The following is a 15,484-nucleotide window of genomic DNA, read 5'->3' as shown; positions in this document are numbered from 1 at the left end:
CCGGCTACCCTTCCCTTATGAAGTCGACGCGCGCGATAAGCCCATCGCGCACGGTGTAGATGACGACAAGATCAATCGGAGCAGACTTGCCCCGGCCTTCCAGCCAGACGCGCTCATGGTCGATCACACGAGACCCGATCACGGCGCGGTGCACGGCGATGGCTTCCAGCCCTTCGGCCTTGAACCGCTCGACATAGCGCGCGCGGAATGCTTCGCGGCCTTTCAGGCTCAGCACGCCGGGGAAATCATAGACTTCTACGTCATCGGCAAAGCACGCGCAGAACGCGTCCAGATCGCGTGCATTGTAAGCGGCGAGCTGGGCTTCAGCGAGGCGTGCGGGGCCAGTGGCCGCGTCAGCGATGGCGTGGGCGGCGAGCATTACCGGTCGACCTCCCCGAACACGATGTCGAGCGAGCCGAGAATGGCCGACACATCGGCCAGCATGTGGCCCTTGTTGAGGTGATCCATGGCCGCAAGGTGGGCAAAGCCCGGCGCGCGGATTTTCACGCGGTAGGGCTTGTTGGAGCCATCAGCGACCAGATACACGCCAAACTCGCCCTTGGGCGCTTCCACGGCGGCGTAGCAATGCCCCTCAGGCACGTGCACGCCTTCGGTGTAGAGCTTGAAGTGGTGGATGAGCGCTTCCATGGAGCGCTTCATCTCGGCCCGGCGCGGCGGCGCGAACTTGGTATCGGTCGGCAGCACTTCGCCCTGATTTTCAGGCTTGGAGAGCCACTCGCAGCATTGCTGCATGATCTTGCAGGACTCGCGCATCTCTTCCATGCGGACGAGATAGCGGTCATAGCAATCACCGTTCTTGCCAATCGCGATCTTGAAATCGAGCTCGTCATAGACCTCGTAGGGCTGCGCGCGGCGCAAGTCCCAGGCCATGCCGGAACCGCGCACCATCACGCCGGAGAAACCCCATGCGAGCGCATCTTCCTTCGACACGACGCCGATATCGGCATTGCGTTGCTTGAAGATGCGGTTGTCGGTCAGCAGCGCGTCGATATCGTTGAGCGCCTTGGGGAAAGCCTCGCACCATCTGGCGATGTCATCGACCAGTTCCTGCGGCAGGTCCTGATGCACGCCGCCGGGGCGGAAATAGTGCGCGTGCAGGCGCGCACCCGACGCGCGCTCATAGAAGATCATCAGCTTTTCGCGCTCTTCAAAGCCCCAGAGCGGCGGGGTGAGCGCGCCAACGTCCATCGCCTGCGTGGTGACGTTCAGCAAATGATTGAGGATGCGGCCGATCTCGCAATAGAGCACGCGCACATACTGGCCGCGCTTCGGGACAGGGATGCCGGCGAGCCGCTCCACCGCCAGGCAGAAAGCGTGCTCCTGGTTCATCGGCGCGACATAGTCCAACCGGTCGAAATAGCCGATGCCCTGCAGATAGGTCTTGTGCTCCAGCAGCTTCTCGGTGCCGCGATGCAACAGGCCGATATGGGGATCAACGCGCTCGACCACCTCGCCATTCAGCTCCAGCACCATGCGCAGCACGCCGTGCGCGGCCGGGTGAACGGGGCCGAAATTGATGGTGAAATTGCGGATGTCTTCGGTGGCTGGCGTATCGGTCACAGCGGCGCACCTCCGTGCAAGAGCGAGTAGCGAGTAGTGAGTAGCGAATAACGGGCGCGCTCTGGCGTCCGGTCTTCAAAGTGGCGTGCGGCGGCGATGCTCATGTCTTTCACTACCCACTCACTGCGCTTTCTCGTCGCCGGGAATGACGAGCTTGGCGCCTTCCCAGGGCGAGAGGAAATCGAAGTCGCGGTATTCCTGGATCAGGTTCACCGGCTCGTAGACCACGCGCTTTTGCGCTGCGTCATAGCGCACCTCGACAAAGCCGGTCAGCGGGAAGTCCTTCCTCAGCGGGAAGCCCTCAAACCCGTAATCGGTGAGGATGCGGCGCAGATCCGGGTGGCCATCAAAGACGATGCCATACATGTCGAACGCTTCGCGCTCGAACCAGTTGGCGGCCGGGAAGATATCCACCACGCTCTCGACACTGGTGTCTTCGGCCACGGCGAGCATCACCCGGATGCGTGTATTCTGGTGCATGGACAGCAGGTGATAGACCACGTCAAACCGGTCAGACCGCGACGGCCAGTCCACCCCGCAAATATCAATCAGCGTCGTGAACCGGCAGGCCGGGTCATCACGCAGGAAGCGCAGCACCTTTTTCACCCGGTCACGATGAATGGTCAGCGTCAGCTCGCCATGGGCAATCGCGTGCTCGCGCACATCCTCGTTCAGCGCGTCGGAGATGTGCGCGGCCAGTTCTGAGAGGGTATCGGGCTTGCTCAAGGGAGGGGCTCGCTTGCTCTGATGGTTCTTACTAGCGCTCTATCGTGCCTTCGCGGCGGATTTTCTTCTGCAGCTGGAGGATGCCATAGACGAGCGCCTCAGCTGTCGGCGGACAGCCCGGCACGTAGATGTCTACCGGCACGATCCGGTCACAGCCACGCACCACGGAATAGGAATAATGGTAATAGCCGCCGCCATTGGCGCAGCTGCCCATGGAGATGACGTAGCGGGGCTCTGGCATCTGGTCGTAGACCTTGCGCAGGGCCGGAGCCATCTTGTTGGTGAGCGTGCCGGCGACGATCATCACGTCGGACTGACGCGGTGAACCGCGCGGGGCGGCGCCAAAGCGTTCGAGATCATAGCGCGGCATGGCCGCCTGCATCATTTCGACCGCGCAGCACGCCAGACCGAACGTCATCCACATCAGCGAGCCGGTGCGCGCCCAGGTGATGAGATCGTCGGCGCGCGCCACCAGGAAGCCCTTGTCGGCCAGCTGGTCGGACAGGCCGTCAAAGAACGGGTCGTGCTTTTTCGGATCGTAAGCGGGAACGCCGGTGCGCGCCGCAGACATTGCCGGAACTGTGGGGGCCGGAACGGTGGGGTTCGCCATGATCGCCTACTCCCAGTCCAGGGCGCCTTTGCGCCACTCATAGAGGAACCCGACGGTGAGAACGCCGAGAAACACCATCATCGACCAGAAAGCGAAGATGTTCCCGTCGAAGATCGGGAATATCCACGGGAACAGGAACGCCACTTCCAGATCGAAGATGATGAACAGGATCGCCACCAGGTAGAAGCGCACATCAAACTTCATGCGCGCGTCCTCGAATGCGTTGAACCCGCACTCATAGGTCGAGACCTTCTCCGGGTCCGGATCAGACGGCGCCAGCACGGCAGCCGCCACGATGAAGCCGATCCCCATTGCCAATGCGATGGCAAAGAAGATCAGAACGGGAAGGTATTCCAGAAGTACCGCGTCCATGGTCCGCCCTGGCGTAGCTGTTCAGCCCCGGATGGCCGAAGCGCAGCTCGCCTGCGTCCAGCCGTTGCAAAAGCCCCTGACAGAAGGAGCACCCTCCTGTCAATTCGGGCGGAAGCTAGTGCGCACCGCCGCCGCCCGCAAGCCATATGCAACACCAATTGAAGCGCATATTGCCGCTGCAAGCACCTGTATTTGCGAGCCATTCTCATCTAGCTGGACGAAACTCAGCACCAGTTCATCTAAGCGACGGAAAATAGGCCGTCATCACGTTAGACCTCACATGGCGCCTTCCAGCTGAAGCCATCTCACATCTCATTCTCGCGGACAGAGCAGATATGAAAAAATTCCTCCTCCCCGGTCTTGCAGCCCTTGTCGCCGCACTGGCTGCGTACTGGGCATGGCAGATGTTTGCGCCGCCCGCCGAAGGCAGGCTGCAGGTGGAAACAGCGCGGGTAGAGGCGCGCGACCTGTCCAGACAGGTCGCATCCACCGGCTCGATCGCGCCGCTGATTACCGTCGAGGTCGGCTCCCAGCTCTCAGGCCAGATACTCGAACTGATGGCGGATTTTAACGATGAGGTGGAGGCTGGGCAGGTCATCGCGCGGCTGGACCCGCAGACCTTCGAGACCCGTGTGCGCGAGGCGCAGGCGAGCCTGGAGGTCGCGCAGTCGCAGGTCTCTGTCAGTCAGGCCAACCTCACCCGCGCCCGCTCCGAGGCACGCGAGGCCGAGCGGGCGTTTGAGCGTGCGCGCGAGCTGGTCGATCGCGGCACCTATTCACAGGTCCAGTTCGATGTTGCCGAGACCGCGCGCGATTCTGCGGCCGCCAACGTTCAGGTCGCCGAAGCCAATCTCAGGAATGCCCGCGCGACGCTGGACCAGCGTCAGGCGAGCCTTGAAAGCGCGCAGGTGGATCTGGACCGCGCCACCATCCGCTCTCCCATTGATGGTGTGGTGATCGACCGGCAGGTCGATGTCGGCCAGACCGTTGCGGCCAGCCTGAATGCGCCGGTGCTGTTCATCATCGCGCGTGACCTGTCACGTATCCAGATCGAGGCGCGGGTGGACGAGTCTGATATCGGCCAGATAGCGGTCGGTCAGCCGGTCAGCTTCGAGGTCGATGCCTATCGCGAGCGCGAGTTCTCCGGCGAGGTCCGCCAGGTGCGCCTGGCGGCGATCACCGAGCAGAATGTTGTCACCTATACGGTGGTGATCGAGGCGGATAATCCCGGCCAGCGCCTGCTGCCGGGCATGACGGCCAACGTCAATATCATCACCGGCGATGTGGCCGGCGCGCTGACGGTTCCGGCAACGGCCTTGCGCTTCCAGCCGCGCGGCGCGGCTGAGAGCCTAGTGGCGCCAAGCTCTGCTGGAAGCACCCCGGCGCAAGCCGGGCGCGGTAATCCTATGGTGACTCGCCTGCTCGATCCGCTGGAACTGACGGATGACCGGCGCGCGCAAGCCGAGCAGGCGCTGCAATCAGCCATGGCCAACACGCAGCGCGGCGGCCCGCGCGGCATGGGCGGCGGCCGGGGCGGCAGCAATATGCAGGCTACGGTGCAACGCGCGCTTAGCGATGTGTTGACCGCTGAAGAAATGGCGCGGCTGAACACGATGATGGCGGACGGCGGACGGCGCGGCGGCGCAGGCCGGGGCGCACGCGAGGAAGTCCAGCGCGGCACGGTCTGGATACGCCGCAGCGACGGACGTCTGGAAGCGCGCGCGGTGCGGGTGGGCCTGTCAGACGGCCAGTACACGCAAATTCTGGGGGAAAGCGTCAGCGAAGGCGACAGCGTGGTCGTGCGCGTGCGTGAGGTGCGCTGATGGCTGATGCGCCAGTTCTTATCCGGGCGCGGCAGCTATCGCGTGTCTACCGGTTGGGCGGCGGCGATGTACATGCCCTGCGCGGTGTCGATTGCGACATCGCCGAAGGCGGCTATGTGGCCGTGATGGGCGCGTCCGGTTCGGGCAAGTCCACCTTTATGAACATGCTCGGCGCGCTCGACACGCCTACCAGCGGGGAGCTGACCATAGCCGGTCAGTCCCTGCTGAACCGCTCGCCCGACGAGCTGGCCAAATTCCGCAACGAGATGGTCGGTTTCGTCTTCCAGCAGTTCAACCTCCTACCACGCACCACGGCGCTGGATAATGTCGCCCTGCCCCTACTCTATCGCGGCATGCCGGCCGCAGAGCGGCGCGAGCGCGCAGCAGCCTGTCTGGAGATGGTGGGGCTTGGCGACCGCATGGATCACCACCCGTCCCAGCTTTCCGGTGGTCAGCAACAGCGCGTGGCGATTGCCCGCGCCCTCTCCAACGAGCCGCGCATCCTGCTTGCCGATGAGCCGACCGGCGCGCTCGATTCCCAGACATCCGAGGATGTCATGGACATATTTGACCAGCTGAACGCATCCGGCATCACCCTGATACTGGTCACGCACGAGGCCGATGTGGGCGCGCGCGCGCGCCGCCGGATAGTGTTCCGGGACGGCAAAATCGTGGAGGACACACAATGAACCTCACCGCTGCTATTGCTGTCGCGCTTACCGCGCTGAGGGTGAATGCGCTGCGCAGCTTCCTGGCCATGCTGGGCGTGATTATCGGCGTCGGCTCGGTGATCGTGATGATCTCGATCTCTCAAGGCGCAAAGGCCGCCGTGGACGCGCAGATCAGCGCGCTCGGGGCCAACTCGCTTCAGGTGCGGCCCGGCTCGTCCTTCCGGGGCGGTGTCCGGGGCGGGTCCGGCTCCGCCACCCCGCTCAGCGATGAGGACGTGGAGGCGATACGCGAGAGCGTCCCTTATGTCATTGCCGCAGCCGGCATCATCCAGCAGCGCGGGCTGACGGCCGTGGTCGACGGTGTGAACTGGTCCACCGAAGTGGCCGGCACCCACCCGGATTATTTCATCGTACGTGACTGGGGCATTGTTGAGGGGCGGCCTTTCAACGTGTCCGAACTGGAGGGCGCGGCGCGCGTTGCCGTGATTGGCCGAACGGTCGCCAGCGAGCTGTTTCCGGCGGGCGGCGCTACAGGCGCAACGGTCCGGATCGGCGGGGTTCCCCTTGAAGTCGTCGGCGTGCTGGCCGAGCGCGGCCAGTCCGGCTGGGGACAGGATCAGGACGACGTGATTTTCGTGCCGACGACCACCATGCGCGACCGGCTGGGCGGCCTCTCCAGCGCGGGCGTGCGCAACCCCGTACAGTCCGCCTGGCTGGGCATCGACCGTGCGCGCAATATGGACGCTGCCGCCGAGGAGATCACTGATCTGATGCGCGTGCGCCGCAATATCCGCATAGGCGGCGCCGATGATTTTGCCGTTGTCAATTTCGCCGAATTCCTGCGCGCGCGCAATGAAACCGAAAGCCAGCTCGGCCTGCTTCTGGCCGCCACTGCCGTCATATCGCTCGTGGTCGGCGGTATCGGCATTATGAATATCATGCTGGTCTCGGTCACAGAGCGCACACGCGAAATCGGGCTGCGGCTGGCCATCGGTGCAAAGCAGGCCGATATCCGCAACCAGTTCCTGATCGAGGCGGTAGTATTGTGCGTTGCGGGCGGACTGGTCGGTATGGCGTGCGGGGCGATTGGCGCACTGGTGGTGGAATCGCTCGGACAATTTCCTGTGTCCATCGAGCCGACGATAGCGCTGGTTGCCATCGGCGCGGCCGCCAGTGTGGGCATATTGTTCGGCTTCTACCCGGCTCACCGCGCCAGCCAGCTCAACCCTATCGACGCCCTGCGTTACGAATAGCCTGCCAGCATGGACAACGAAAAAGGCCGCTCCGGGATGGAGCGGCCTTTTTCGCATGTCTCTGTTTGAAGAAGTGGCGCGAGTGACGGGGCTCGAACCCGCGACCTCCGGCGTGACAGGCCGGCACTCTAACCAACTGAGCTACACCCGCTTGGCACTTCTTCATCGGGGCTGGCCCCGAAGGAGACGCGTTACTTAATCGGCGTGTTCTGGCCGGTCAAGCCGGTTCGGTCAGGCCGCGAAGACGAAATGCACAGACCGCCACACCTAGCCCGAATAATAGCTGCGATAGTTCTTGTAGTAATAGGACGAGCCTTCATAGCCGTAGCGGGCCTGCGCGTTCATATCCACCTGCGCCAGCGCCACGCCCAGCACATTCGCCTTCACGTCGCGCAACGTGTCCAGCGCGCTCACCGCCGCTTCACGCGGGGTGGTCTTCCATTTGACATTCATCACCACGGCGTCGGCCTTGGCCGCGATGACGCGTGTATCGGTAACGGCCAGCACAGGCGCGGTATCTATCAGCACCAGATCGTAGCGCTCGCGCACGGCAGACATGAGCGAGCGGAAGGAATCGGAGCTGAACACATCGCGCGGCGTGAACTGGGATTCTACCACAGGCAGGATGTGAAGCCCCTGTTCGGCGTCCTCCACCAGTACGTCGTCCAGCGTGCAATCGCCCGACAACACCTCCAACAGCCCTTTTTCGGCATCAGGGGCGGCCGCCTTGGTGAGCAGCCGGCGGCGCAGATCGCAATCGAGAATGAGAGTTTTCGACCCCGACATCGCCGATATGCGGCCCAGCGAATAGGTGGTGGTCGTCTTGCCCTCACCTGGCAGCGCCGATGTGATGGCAACGACCTTGTGCACCGTGTCGATATTCGACAGGAGTATGGCGGAGCGAATGACCCGGAAGGACTCCGCAATGCCGGAGAGCGGGTTTTCGCGGACATAGTCATAGGGCTGGCCGTCCGTGCCGGACTTCTTGCGCCCGAAGCGGGCCGGGGCGAGCATCGGTATGGACGCAATATGCCCCACGCCCAGATCGCGTTCGACATCAGCCTCGGTGCGCAGACCGTTATCGAACACCTCCAGCAGCGCCACAACACCGGCGCCCGCCACGCCGGCCAGTATGAGGCCCAGCGCCAGGTTGAGCAGCCAGTTGGGCGCGCTCGGCTCGTACGGCACCGGCGCACGCGCAACAATGCGCGCATCAGCTGTTGCCAGGTCATCCTGCTCGCTGGTCTGCCGGAAGCGGTTCAGGAAGGATTCAAACAGGGTGCGCGAGGCTTCTGCCTCCCGCTCCAGCTCGCGCAGGCGCACCAGCGCCCGGTTATTGGTCACCAGTTCGTCGCGGAAGCCGGAAAGCGTGTTCTGCAGGGAGAAGACACGCTGGCGGGCAACATTCACCTCGGTTTCCAGCCCGGCAACAATGCGTTGAATTTCGCGGGAAATCTGCTCTTCAAGATCGGCCGCTTCACGCTCGACAGCCAGAAATTCCGGATGTCGCGGGCCATAGCGCGAGGAGAGGTCGCTACGCCGGCGGCTGGTTTCGGTCTGCTGCGCGCGCAGGGCGCGGATGGTTTCAGACCGCAGCACCTCGCCAATCGTGTCCAGCGAAGCACCGCGCTGAAGCTGTGCCTGCACGCTGCGCAAGGAGGATTCGGCGGCAGACAGCTCGGCGCGCTGTATCGCAAGCTGTGCGTTGAGATCGGATATCTGCTGCTCTGTCAGGTTGCTGCCGCCCGCATCCAGCAATCCGTGCTCTGCCCGGTACATTTCGACAGCCTGCTCGGCCGTGCGCACTTCCTCGCGCAACGCTTCCAGCCGCGTGTTCAGCCAGGTATTGGCCCGTTCGGTCGCATCAAACTTCGCTTCCAGCTGGGACAGCAGGTAAAGATCGGCGAACTGGTTGGCGATCCGGGCGGCCTTGGCCGGATTCTCCGAACGAAATGAGATGGCGATGACATAAGTCAGCCCCGTACGGCGGGCCGACAGCCGGTCGAGCACCGCTGACGTGACCGCCTCCAATGTACGCTGCTCTTCATCCGCATCGCCCTGAGCCAGCTGTGATGGCACGAGGGCGGAGAAAAACCCGCGCACCGCGCTGGCTACCGCCCCCAGCCCGGAGGGCTGACGCAGACGGACATTGAACTCCGGGTCGGACGCGAGATCGAGGCTGTTTACGACACTGGTAGCCAGTGAGCGGCTCTGTATGAGCTGAACTTCGGTATCCAGTGCCTGGCTGTCAGATCCCAGGCCGGTCAGAACAGCGTCGATATCGATGACCTGCGATTGGCGCGGATCGATAATCACGCTGGCCGTCGCGGTGTATTGCGGCGTCATCTGCATGGTCACAATCACCGTCAGCGCAAAGACGGCAAACGCGACAGCGGCAAAGACTGGCAGGCGGCGGCGGAAAATCCGCCACAACTGGCGCAAGTCAATCAGTTCGTCATCACCGGGCTGATCGGCATGAACCTGCTGCTGGCCTTGATTGAACGCCATGAATACCCCGGATTGTCTCTACACGGCCGTACGGACACGCACCCCCGACGAAGTGCCTAGCCACCAGAAAATGTCAACTGGAAAGCAAAAACAGGGCCAGCGCCGCCCGCATTCCGGCGCGCGCATCAGTACTGCAGCACAACTCCGATCACGAAGCGGTTCGTGCGGAAATCACGCGGGCCTGCCGTGCCTGACGAGCTCTGATCGAGATGGCTGTAGCTGGCCGACAGGCCAACATTGCGGTTCATCAGATAGGTTGCCTGGACAGTGGCGCCCCAGCGCTGGTCCTCACGGTCAATGCCCTGATACTCGTCATTGGCGTAATCAAGCCGGGCCGTCAGTATAACGTTGCGCAACAGCTCATGGTCGGCTTGAGCCGACACCGCCGTTCCCAGATAGCCAGACGACGCCGCGATACCGGAGTCCTCAATGCCGCGGCTGGCGGTGAAGGTAAGGGTGGTCAGCTGGGTGGGGAACCATTCCAGCATGCCGTCAATACTTACGCCATCGACGGTACCGAATGCCGGGCTGTCATACTCCTGTTTCATGTAACCCACGCCGATTTCGCCGCGGGCCAGACCGCCAAGATCAAACTCCACACCCACATCAAATGTGTAACCGTCGGAGTCCCGGTTGGTCGCCACGGCAGGCGGCGCAAGGCGGAAATCACGCTGGTTATAGCGATAGCGGGCAAACAACGCGGTATCAGGGCTGATCGCCAGGTCGCCGCGCAGGGTGAAGCGATGCATGTCCTGGTCGCGGAAGTCCTGGCTGGCAATGCCGCCACCAATCAGACGGGCATCGTCATAGTCAGACTTGGCGAAATCATAGCCGCCGCGCAGGCGCAGGCGGTTGAAGGTATGCTCGGCGCCGATCGCGAAGGTGGTTGTGTCGAAGCGGATGGGCTCAGCGGCAAAACCTGCGGCGCCGGCCGAGGTTCTCGGCTCTGTCCCACGGCTGTGCGACGCAGACGCGCCCACCGACGTGCCGCGATGGATGTCGAGCCGGCCGCCTGCGCCCAGCGAATAGTCGGTCGTGCTCTCGGAGCCGAAATCGGCGTACTCATTGCGCCGTGCATTGGCAAACGCATTGAAGGCGTGCCGCGACCAGGTCGTATCCACCGTCACCGAGGGAGCGATCACAAAGATCGTGTCGGATTCTTCGTTGGTCGCTGTGGCGAAGATATTGTCGTTGAACTCGACACCAAGCTCCAGGGCGGGACGCCAGATGAAGGCGCCAGAGCGCAAGCCCAGCGCATCATATTCCGGCCGGGGCCGCTGCGTGACGCTGACATTGCGGTCACGATCCCAAAGCCATTGGGCATCCGCGTCCGCGGCAGCACCAACGCTGAATGCGCCGCCTGCCGTTACCGTCAGCGCGAATGTGCCAACGCCCGAAAACAGTTTGTTGCTGAGACCAGCCATCACGTCCCCACCTTAGAATGCGTCCCGCCGTGTCCGATGTCCGGATCATCAGGCGGAGTGGCCTGCTTCAGACCATCCGCCGCCGGATCTGTACGTCTTAGTAGTCAGAGCCGCCACGGCCACCAGGAGGCGGAGGCGGGGGCGGTGTGGGCGAGCTCCCGGCAGGGCCGCCTGGCACGCCGGCAACTCCGGAGCTGGCCAGCTGGCCGGATACGCTTTGCGTTGCAGCCTGTGCGGCGGGCGTCTGCATCGCCGGGCTGGCTGACGCGATTGCAACCGCCGCCGCAGCGGTCTGTCTGTCAGCGCCACTGGCGAGGACCGCCGCCACAATGGCCGCCTCGATTTCCGCCGTCGTGGCGTCCGGGCCAAGTGCGGCAACGGCAGCAACGATCGCATCAGCGACTTCCTGCGCGGTAGGCGCTTCCTGCACGGCGGCGATAGCGTGAGCCGTCACACCCATGGCACCTGCTGGCGCAAGCGCGAATGCTGCAGCACCCAAAATGACTTTAGAAAACTTGATAGCGGTTTTCATTGCGAACCCCTCGGATTTACCTTCTGTTTACCGTTATCAAATTTGCATTGACGTGGCCAGTAAAATCACGCCCCAGAAGGCGTGTCCGGGCCGCGAAACGATTATACCGTCCACCAGATGCAGAAATACTACAGCGCCACCCTGCGCGCCCGTGCCGGGACCGCAACGCGAACTGAGTACGCCATTCAATTATTATTTCTTTAAGTGCTTGAATCACAATATTTGACGAGTCGAAAATGTACTGGGGCTAGCGCGATGGCTGCCAATGCACGGTCCGAAACGGCTGACAGCGCCGATGCCCGCGCGCTGCCTGGCGATGCCGATGGCCTTGCCGTTGAGACACAACCGGCACCGCTGCTGGACGCGGCAATGGCTTCAACGCCCCCCGTCCCCTCACCTGCCCATGACCTTCAACGCCATCTTGATACCCAGCTGACAGGCTTCAGCTTTCAGCTGACAGATACAGACCTGCTGGCCGGCACCGGGCGGTGGTCCATGCGCCGGACACTGGCGTTTGTCGTGATCAGCAATGGTCTGGCCTGGACCGCCCTGGCGTGGCTTGCCGCCGCCATACTGGCGGGCTAGCCCCGTCACAGCCATCGCCGTGCCGGTGCGCCACAATGCGTGGCGTGCATGCAGGATGTTCAGTTCAGAAAATTTTCGGGAGGTTCACGCGGTGGCAGGCCCTAGGGGAATCGAACCCCTCTTTCCAGGTTGAAAACCTGGCGTCCTAACCGATAGACGAAGGGCCCGCATCAGCGCGAGAGCGGTTCTATATCCAAGCCGAATCCCGCACGCAAGCCCTGCGGGTAGTTTCTTGTGCAGCCCGGCACATTCCGGCCACGCTCAAACGGCCGGTGCCATATCTTCCAGATGCAGCTCTGCCTTGCGTCCGAAGCGATTATCTTCGGCCTTGATGCGCCCTGCGACATGCCATCTTTGGTCACGTCCGGTTGTCAGCGCGTCGCCCAGCGGCTTTCCAAGCGCCCGGAACGCTATGCCTGACACCTGCGCGCCGGTATCGGCCTCGAAGGTGAAGCGCAGATGGCCGGTCCCCACCTCCTTCACGAAGCGGATATGCAGATCCGACAGGGCAAAGCGCGGTTCGGGATTGCCCACGCCGAAGGGCGCCGCCTGCTTGAGCGACTCGCCAAAATCAAAATCCACCGCGGCCGGGTGGACCACGCCATCAAGGCGCAAGGTGCGGGCCTCATCGGCTGCGGCCCATTCCGGCGCGAGCCGCTCGGCGAGGAAGTCCCGGAATGCGCCGATCCGGGCGGCCTCGACCGTCAGACCCGCCGCCATGGCGTGCCCGCCCCCTTTTTCCAGCAGCCCGGCGTCGCGCGCCGCCATTATCGCATTGCCCAGATGCACGCCGGGGCAGGACCGTCCTGATCCCTTGCCGATGCCGTTCTCCACGCCGATCACGATGGTCGGCCGGTTGAACTGGTCCTTGATGCGCCCGGCCGCGATGCCGATCACGCCGGGATGCCACCCCTCCCCGGCCAGCACGATTACCGGGCCGCTAGCGTCGATGCGCCCGGACTCAATCTCGTCCAGCGCAGCCGTCAGCACACCGTCCTCAATGGCCTTGCGTTCGGCATTCAGCCGGTCCAGCTCCAGCGCAATTTCGCGCACGCGCGCGGCATCATCACTCCCGAGCAGTTCCAGTCCGAGGCCCGCCACGCCCACGCGGCCACCGGCATTGATGCGCGGCCCCAGCAGGAAGCCTGCATAATAGGGGCTGGCCGGTCCTGTCAGGCCGGAAACGTCTGCCAGCGCCGCCAGCCCGGCCTTCTGCCAGCCGCTCATCACCTTCAGGCCCTGCGTGACGATGGCGCGGTTTGGTCCGGTCAGTGGCACGACATCGCAGATCGTCCCCAGCGCCGCCAGATCGGTCATGGCGAGGATATCGGGTTCCTGACCCTTGAAGGCGCCCCTGGCCCGTCCTTCGCGGTTCAACGCCGCCAGAAAAACCAGCGTCACGCCTGCCGCCGCCATATGCCCGCAGCCCGATATGTCGCCGGGCTGGTTGGGATTGACGAGCGCCAGCGCGGGCGGCGGTGGCCCGTCCATCAGATGGTGGTCGATCACCACGACCGGCAGGCCCATGCCAGCGGCGCTTTCCAGCGCGCCATGCGCCGCCGCGCCGCAATCGACCGTCACGACCAGCCCCGCCCCTGCCGCCTTCAGGCTGGTGAAGGCTTCGGCAGAGGGGCCGTAGCCTTCCTCGATGCGGTCGGGCACATAGGTCAGCGCCTCCTGCCCCACCGCCCGCAGCCAGCGTACCAGCTGCGCGCCAGAGCTCGCCCCATCGACATCATAATCGGCAAAGATGGCGATGCGCGTGCCAGCCTCCACGGCGTCCCAGACGGCGCGCGCTGCGGCGTCCATGCCCAGAAAGCTCGACGGATCGGGAAAGCTGTCACGCAGGCGTGGAGACAGGAAGCCGGGCGCATCGTCAACGCCGATACCCCGCGACGCCATCAGGCGCGCCAGCGCGTCATTACACCCTGTGGCGCGCACAATCGCTGCCACCACCTCATCTGGTGCGTCACTGAGCGCCCAGGCGCGTCCTGTTACCGATGCGGTGACGCCAAAGAGCGGTTCGCGGCCAGCCATATGCGGTCAGCCGCCCTCCACGAAGCGCTGTGTGGTGATGATGCGGCGCGAGCGCGGTGCCGAAGACAGCAGGAGCGTTTGTGTTGTCACCGTGCCGGGACTGTGCCGGACAGCATCAAGCAACTGGCCGCCCGTCACGCCGCTGGCCACGAACAGGCAGTCTTTGGACGCCATCTCCGCGCCGGTATATTTGCGGTCGAGATCCTTGATCCCGGTCTTGGCGGCGCGCGCACGTTCGTCATCATTGCGGAAGAAGAGACGGCATTCGATCTGCCCGCCAAGACAGCGCAATACCGCCGCAGAGAGCACGCCCTCCGGCGCCCCGCCCTGCCCGACATACATGTCTACATTCGTCGCCGGGTCTGCCGCTGCGATGATGGCAGCGACATCGCCATCGGGGATCAGCACCACGCGCGCACCCGCAGCGCGGACACCATCAATGATCGACTGGTGGCGTTCCCGCTCCAGCACGCAGACGGTAACTTCTGACACCGGGACGCCTTTGGCTTTAGCCACCGCAGCAACGTTCTCGCCAACCGGCCGGTCCAGATTGATGACGCCGCCGGGCAGGCCCGGCCCGACCGCGATCTTGTCCATATAGGTGTCAGGCGCATGCAGCAGGCCGCCACGCGGAGCCAGCGCCAGCAGGGTCAGCGCTTCGGGCTTGCCGCCAGCGGTCAGCGAGGTGCCTTCCAGCGGATCAAGCGCGATATCGATCTCAGGGCCTTCGCCAGTACCGACTTCCTCGCCGATATAGAGCATCGGGGCTTCGTCGCGCTCGCCTTCCCCGATCACGATACGCCCGCGCATGGGCATATCGTTGAAGGCTTTGCGCATGGCATCGACCGCGGCCTGATCGGCGGCGATCTTGTCACCGCGCCCGGCCAGCCGGGCAGCCGCGATAGCGGCGCGTTCAGCGGCCTCAACAGCACCGAGGGCGAGATTGGATAGAGACGACGAGGTCATTTAACAGACATTCCTTGTGTGAAAGGCAGAGTTGTCGGGCAATTGCGCTCAGTCCCGGCGGGCAGGCGGAGGCGGCGGTGTCGCCCGCTCACGCGCCTGCTGGCCGTACACCAGCGGATCAATGGGGGGAAGCTGGACCAGCTGGGCCTGCGACACCACCAGGTCGCGCGTATCGGCCAGTTCGCGCGCAGCAGATGCCATCCGCCAGCTTTCCACTTGCGGGCGCGGAATTTCGGGCACGAAGGCGGGCGGCTCCCGGTCAGGGTCTTCAGCCATGCGTGCACTGGCCCAGCCCTCCCCGGTGTCCGGCACGGTCACGAGCGCGCAACCGGAAAGAAGCGGGCCGCCAAGCGCCACGCTCATCAGCAAGGCAGTCAGGTTGCGCAAAACAGTTAT

The 15,484-nt window shown here is 63.9% G+C and carries 15 protein-coding genes and 2 tRNA genes; 4 read left to right on the top strand and 13 right to left on the bottom strand.

Going from position 1 to position 15,484, the window contains the following annotated elements; translation table 11 throughout:
- Positions 1–4: 4 nt before the first annotated feature.
- The 5 genes from AB6B38_RS03440 to AB6B38_RS03420 form a co-directional block, all read right to left on the bottom strand.
- On the bottom strand, positions 5–379 hold the full coding sequence (locus AB6B38_RS03440; protein ID WP_371394357.1) for a nuclear transport factor 2 family protein: 375 nt from the start codon (positions 377–379) through the stop codon (positions 5–7).
- Positions 379–1,581, bottom strand: a complete 1,203-nt coding sequence (locus tag AB6B38_RS03435; RefSeq protein WP_371394356.1) for an NADH-quinone oxidoreductase subunit D — start codon at positions 1,579–1,581, stop codon at positions 379–381. The genes AB6B38_RS03440 and AB6B38_RS03435 overlap by 1 nt, the downstream gene beginning before the upstream one ends.
- Before the next feature lie 120 nt (positions 1,582–1,701).
- The gene (locus AB6B38_RS03430) at positions 1,702–2,307 is read right to left on the bottom strand and encodes an NADH-quinone oxidoreductase subunit C (protein WP_371394355.1); all 606 of its coding nucleotides are present in this window, start codon (positions 2,305–2,307) and stop codon (positions 1,702–1,704) included.
- Positions 2,308–2,338: 31 nt separating this feature from the next.
- Positions 2,339–2,917, bottom strand: coding sequence for an NADH-quinone oxidoreductase subunit B family protein (locus AB6B38_RS03425; RefSeq protein ID WP_127567190.1), 579 nt, complete (start codon positions 2,915–2,917; stop codon positions 2,339–2,341).
- Between the two features lie 6 nt (positions 2,918–2,923).
- A complete protein-coding gene (locus AB6B38_RS03420) occupies positions 2,924–3,289 on the bottom strand; it encodes an NADH-quinone oxidoreductase subunit A (RefSeq protein ID WP_371394354.1) in 366 nt (121 codons plus the stop codon).
- A gap of 335 nt (positions 3,290–3,624) precedes the next feature.
- Here AB6B38_RS03420 and AB6B38_RS03415 point away from each other — a divergent pair, with 335 nt between their 5' ends.
- The 3 genes from AB6B38_RS03415 to AB6B38_RS03405 are packed head-to-tail and all read left to right on the top strand — an operon-like array spanning position 3,625 to position 7,036.
- Positions 3,625–5,112, top strand: a complete 1,488-nt coding sequence (locus AB6B38_RS03415; RefSeq protein WP_371394353.1) for an efflux RND transporter periplasmic adaptor subunit — start codon at positions 3,625–3,627, stop codon at positions 5,110–5,112.
- Entirely contained in the window at positions 5,112–5,801 is a 690-nt protein-coding gene (locus AB6B38_RS03410; protein ID WP_371394352.1) for an ABC transporter ATP-binding protein, read from the top strand. The genes AB6B38_RS03415 and AB6B38_RS03410 overlap by 1 nt, the downstream gene beginning before the upstream one ends.
- Entirely contained in the window at positions 5,798–7,036 is a 1,239-nt protein-coding gene (locus AB6B38_RS03405) for an ABC transporter permease (RefSeq protein ID WP_371394350.1), read from the top strand. Before AB6B38_RS03410 ends, AB6B38_RS03405 begins: the two co-directional genes overlap by 4 nt.
- Positions 7,037–7,110: 74 nt before the next feature.
- On the opposite strand, the gene AB6B38_RS03400 is transcribed toward AB6B38_RS03405, so the two are convergent.
- The 4 genes from AB6B38_RS03400 to AB6B38_RS03385 form a co-directional block, all read right to left on the bottom strand.
- Positions 7,111–7,187 (bottom strand) — tRNA-Asp (locus AB6B38_RS03400).
- Between the two features lie 116 nt (positions 7,188–7,303).
- Positions 7,304–9,544, bottom strand: a complete 2,241-nt coding sequence (locus AB6B38_RS03395) for a GumC family protein (RefSeq protein WP_371394349.1) — start codon at positions 9,542–9,544, stop codon at positions 7,304–7,306.
- Positions 9,545–9,669: 125 nt separating this feature from the next.
- Entirely contained in the window at positions 9,670–10,968 is a 1,299-nt protein-coding gene (locus tag AB6B38_RS03390) for an outer membrane beta-barrel protein (protein ID WP_371394348.1), read from the bottom strand.
- 97 nt (positions 10,969–11,065) lie between these two features.
- On the bottom strand, positions 11,066–11,428 hold the full coding sequence (locus AB6B38_RS03385) for a hypothetical protein (RefSeq protein ID WP_371394347.1): 363 nt from the start codon (positions 11,426–11,428) through the stop codon (positions 11,066–11,068).
- Between the two features lie 327 nt (positions 11,429–11,755).
- On the opposite strand from AB6B38_RS03385, the gene AB6B38_RS03380 reads away from it, so the two are divergent.
- Positions 11,756–12,085: a hypothetical protein gene (locus AB6B38_RS03380; protein ID WP_371394345.1), complete on the top strand. Its 330-nt coding sequence runs from the start codon at positions 11,756–11,758 to the stop codon at positions 12,083–12,085.
- Between the two features lie 92 nt (positions 12,086–12,177).
- On the opposite strand, the gene AB6B38_RS03375 is transcribed toward AB6B38_RS03380, so the two are convergent.
- The 4 genes from AB6B38_RS03375 to AB6B38_RS03360 all read right to left on the bottom strand — a co-directional run bounded on the left by AB6B38_RS03375 (position 12,178) and on the right by AB6B38_RS03360 (position 15,475).
- A tRNA-Glu gene (locus AB6B38_RS03375) sits at positions 12,178–12,252 on the bottom strand.
- A gap of 94 nt (positions 12,253–12,346) precedes the next feature.
- Positions 12,347–14,122, bottom strand: coding sequence for a single-stranded-DNA-specific exonuclease RecJ (recJ, locus tag AB6B38_RS03370; protein WP_371394342.1), 1,776 nt, complete (start codon positions 14,120–14,122; stop codon positions 12,347–12,349).
- A 6-nt stretch (positions 14,123–14,128) separates the two neighbouring features.
- The gene (gene glpX, locus AB6B38_RS03365) at positions 14,129–15,088 is read right to left on the bottom strand and encodes a class II fructose-bisphosphatase (RefSeq protein WP_371394340.1); all 960 of its coding nucleotides are present in this window, start codon (positions 15,086–15,088) and stop codon (positions 14,129–14,131) included.
- A gap of 48 nt (positions 15,089–15,136) precedes the next feature.
- Positions 15,137–15,475, bottom strand: a complete 339-nt coding sequence (locus AB6B38_RS03360; RefSeq protein WP_371394339.1) for a hypothetical protein — start codon at positions 15,473–15,475, stop codon at positions 15,137–15,139.
- Positions 15,476–15,484 lie beyond the last annotated feature (9 nt).

Source organism: Glycocaulis abyssi, assembly GCF_041429775.1.
GTDB lineage: Bacteria > Pseudomonadota > Alphaproteobacteria > Caulobacterales > Maricaulaceae > Glycocaulis > Glycocaulis abyssi.
This window is presented reverse-complemented; position numbering and strand designations above follow the sequence as displayed.

Bases quoted from the DNA above. Each gene is read 5' to 3' on its own strand.
- AB6B38_RS03385 (WP_371394347.1), bottom strand. From the start codon at position 11,428: ATGGGTGTGACGGCTCACGCTATCGCCGCCGTGCAGGAAGCGCCTACC.
- AB6B38_RS03380 (WP_371394345.1), top strand. From the start codon at position 11,756: ATGGCTGCCAATGCACGGTCCGAAACGGCTGACAGCGCCGATGCCCGC.
- AB6B38_RS03395 (WP_371394349.1), bottom strand. From the start codon at position 9,544: ATGGCGTTCAATCAAGGCCAGCAGCAGGTTCATGCCGATCAGCCCGGT.
- AB6B38_RS03390 (WP_371394348.1), bottom strand. From the start codon at position 10,968: ATGGCTGGTCTCAGCAACAAACTGTTTTCGGGCGTTGGCACATTCGCG.
- AB6B38_RS03425 (WP_127567190.1), bottom strand. From the start codon at position 2,917: ATGGCGAACCCCACCGTTCCGGCCCCCACAGTTCCGGCAATGTCTGCG.
- AB6B38_RS03410 (WP_371394352.1), top strand. From the start codon at position 5,112: ATGGCTGATGCGCCAGTTCTTATCCGGGCGCGGCAGCTATCGCGTGTC.
- AB6B38_RS03420 (WP_371394354.1), bottom strand. From the start codon at position 3,289: ATGGACGCGGTACTTCTGGAATACCTTCCCGTTCTGATCTTCTTTGCC.
- AB6B38_RS03415 (WP_371394353.1), top strand. From the start codon at position 3,625: ATGAAAAAATTCCTCCTCCCCGGTCTTGCAGCCCTTGTCGCCGCACTG.
- AB6B38_RS03440 (WP_371394357.1), bottom strand. From the start codon at position 379: ATGCTCGCCGCCCACGCCATCGCTGACGCGGCCACTGGCCCCGCACGC.
- AB6B38_RS03405 (WP_371394350.1), top strand. From the start codon at position 5,798: ATGAACCTCACCGCTGCTATTGCTGTCGCGCTTACCGCGCTGAGGGTG.
- recJ (WP_371394342.1), bottom strand. From the start codon at position 14,122: ATGGCTGGCCGCGAACCGCTCTTTGGCGTCACCGCATCGGTAACAGGA.
- glpX (WP_371394340.1), bottom strand. From the start codon at position 15,088: ATGACCTCGTCGTCTCTATCCAATCTCGCCCTCGGTGCTGTTGAGGCC.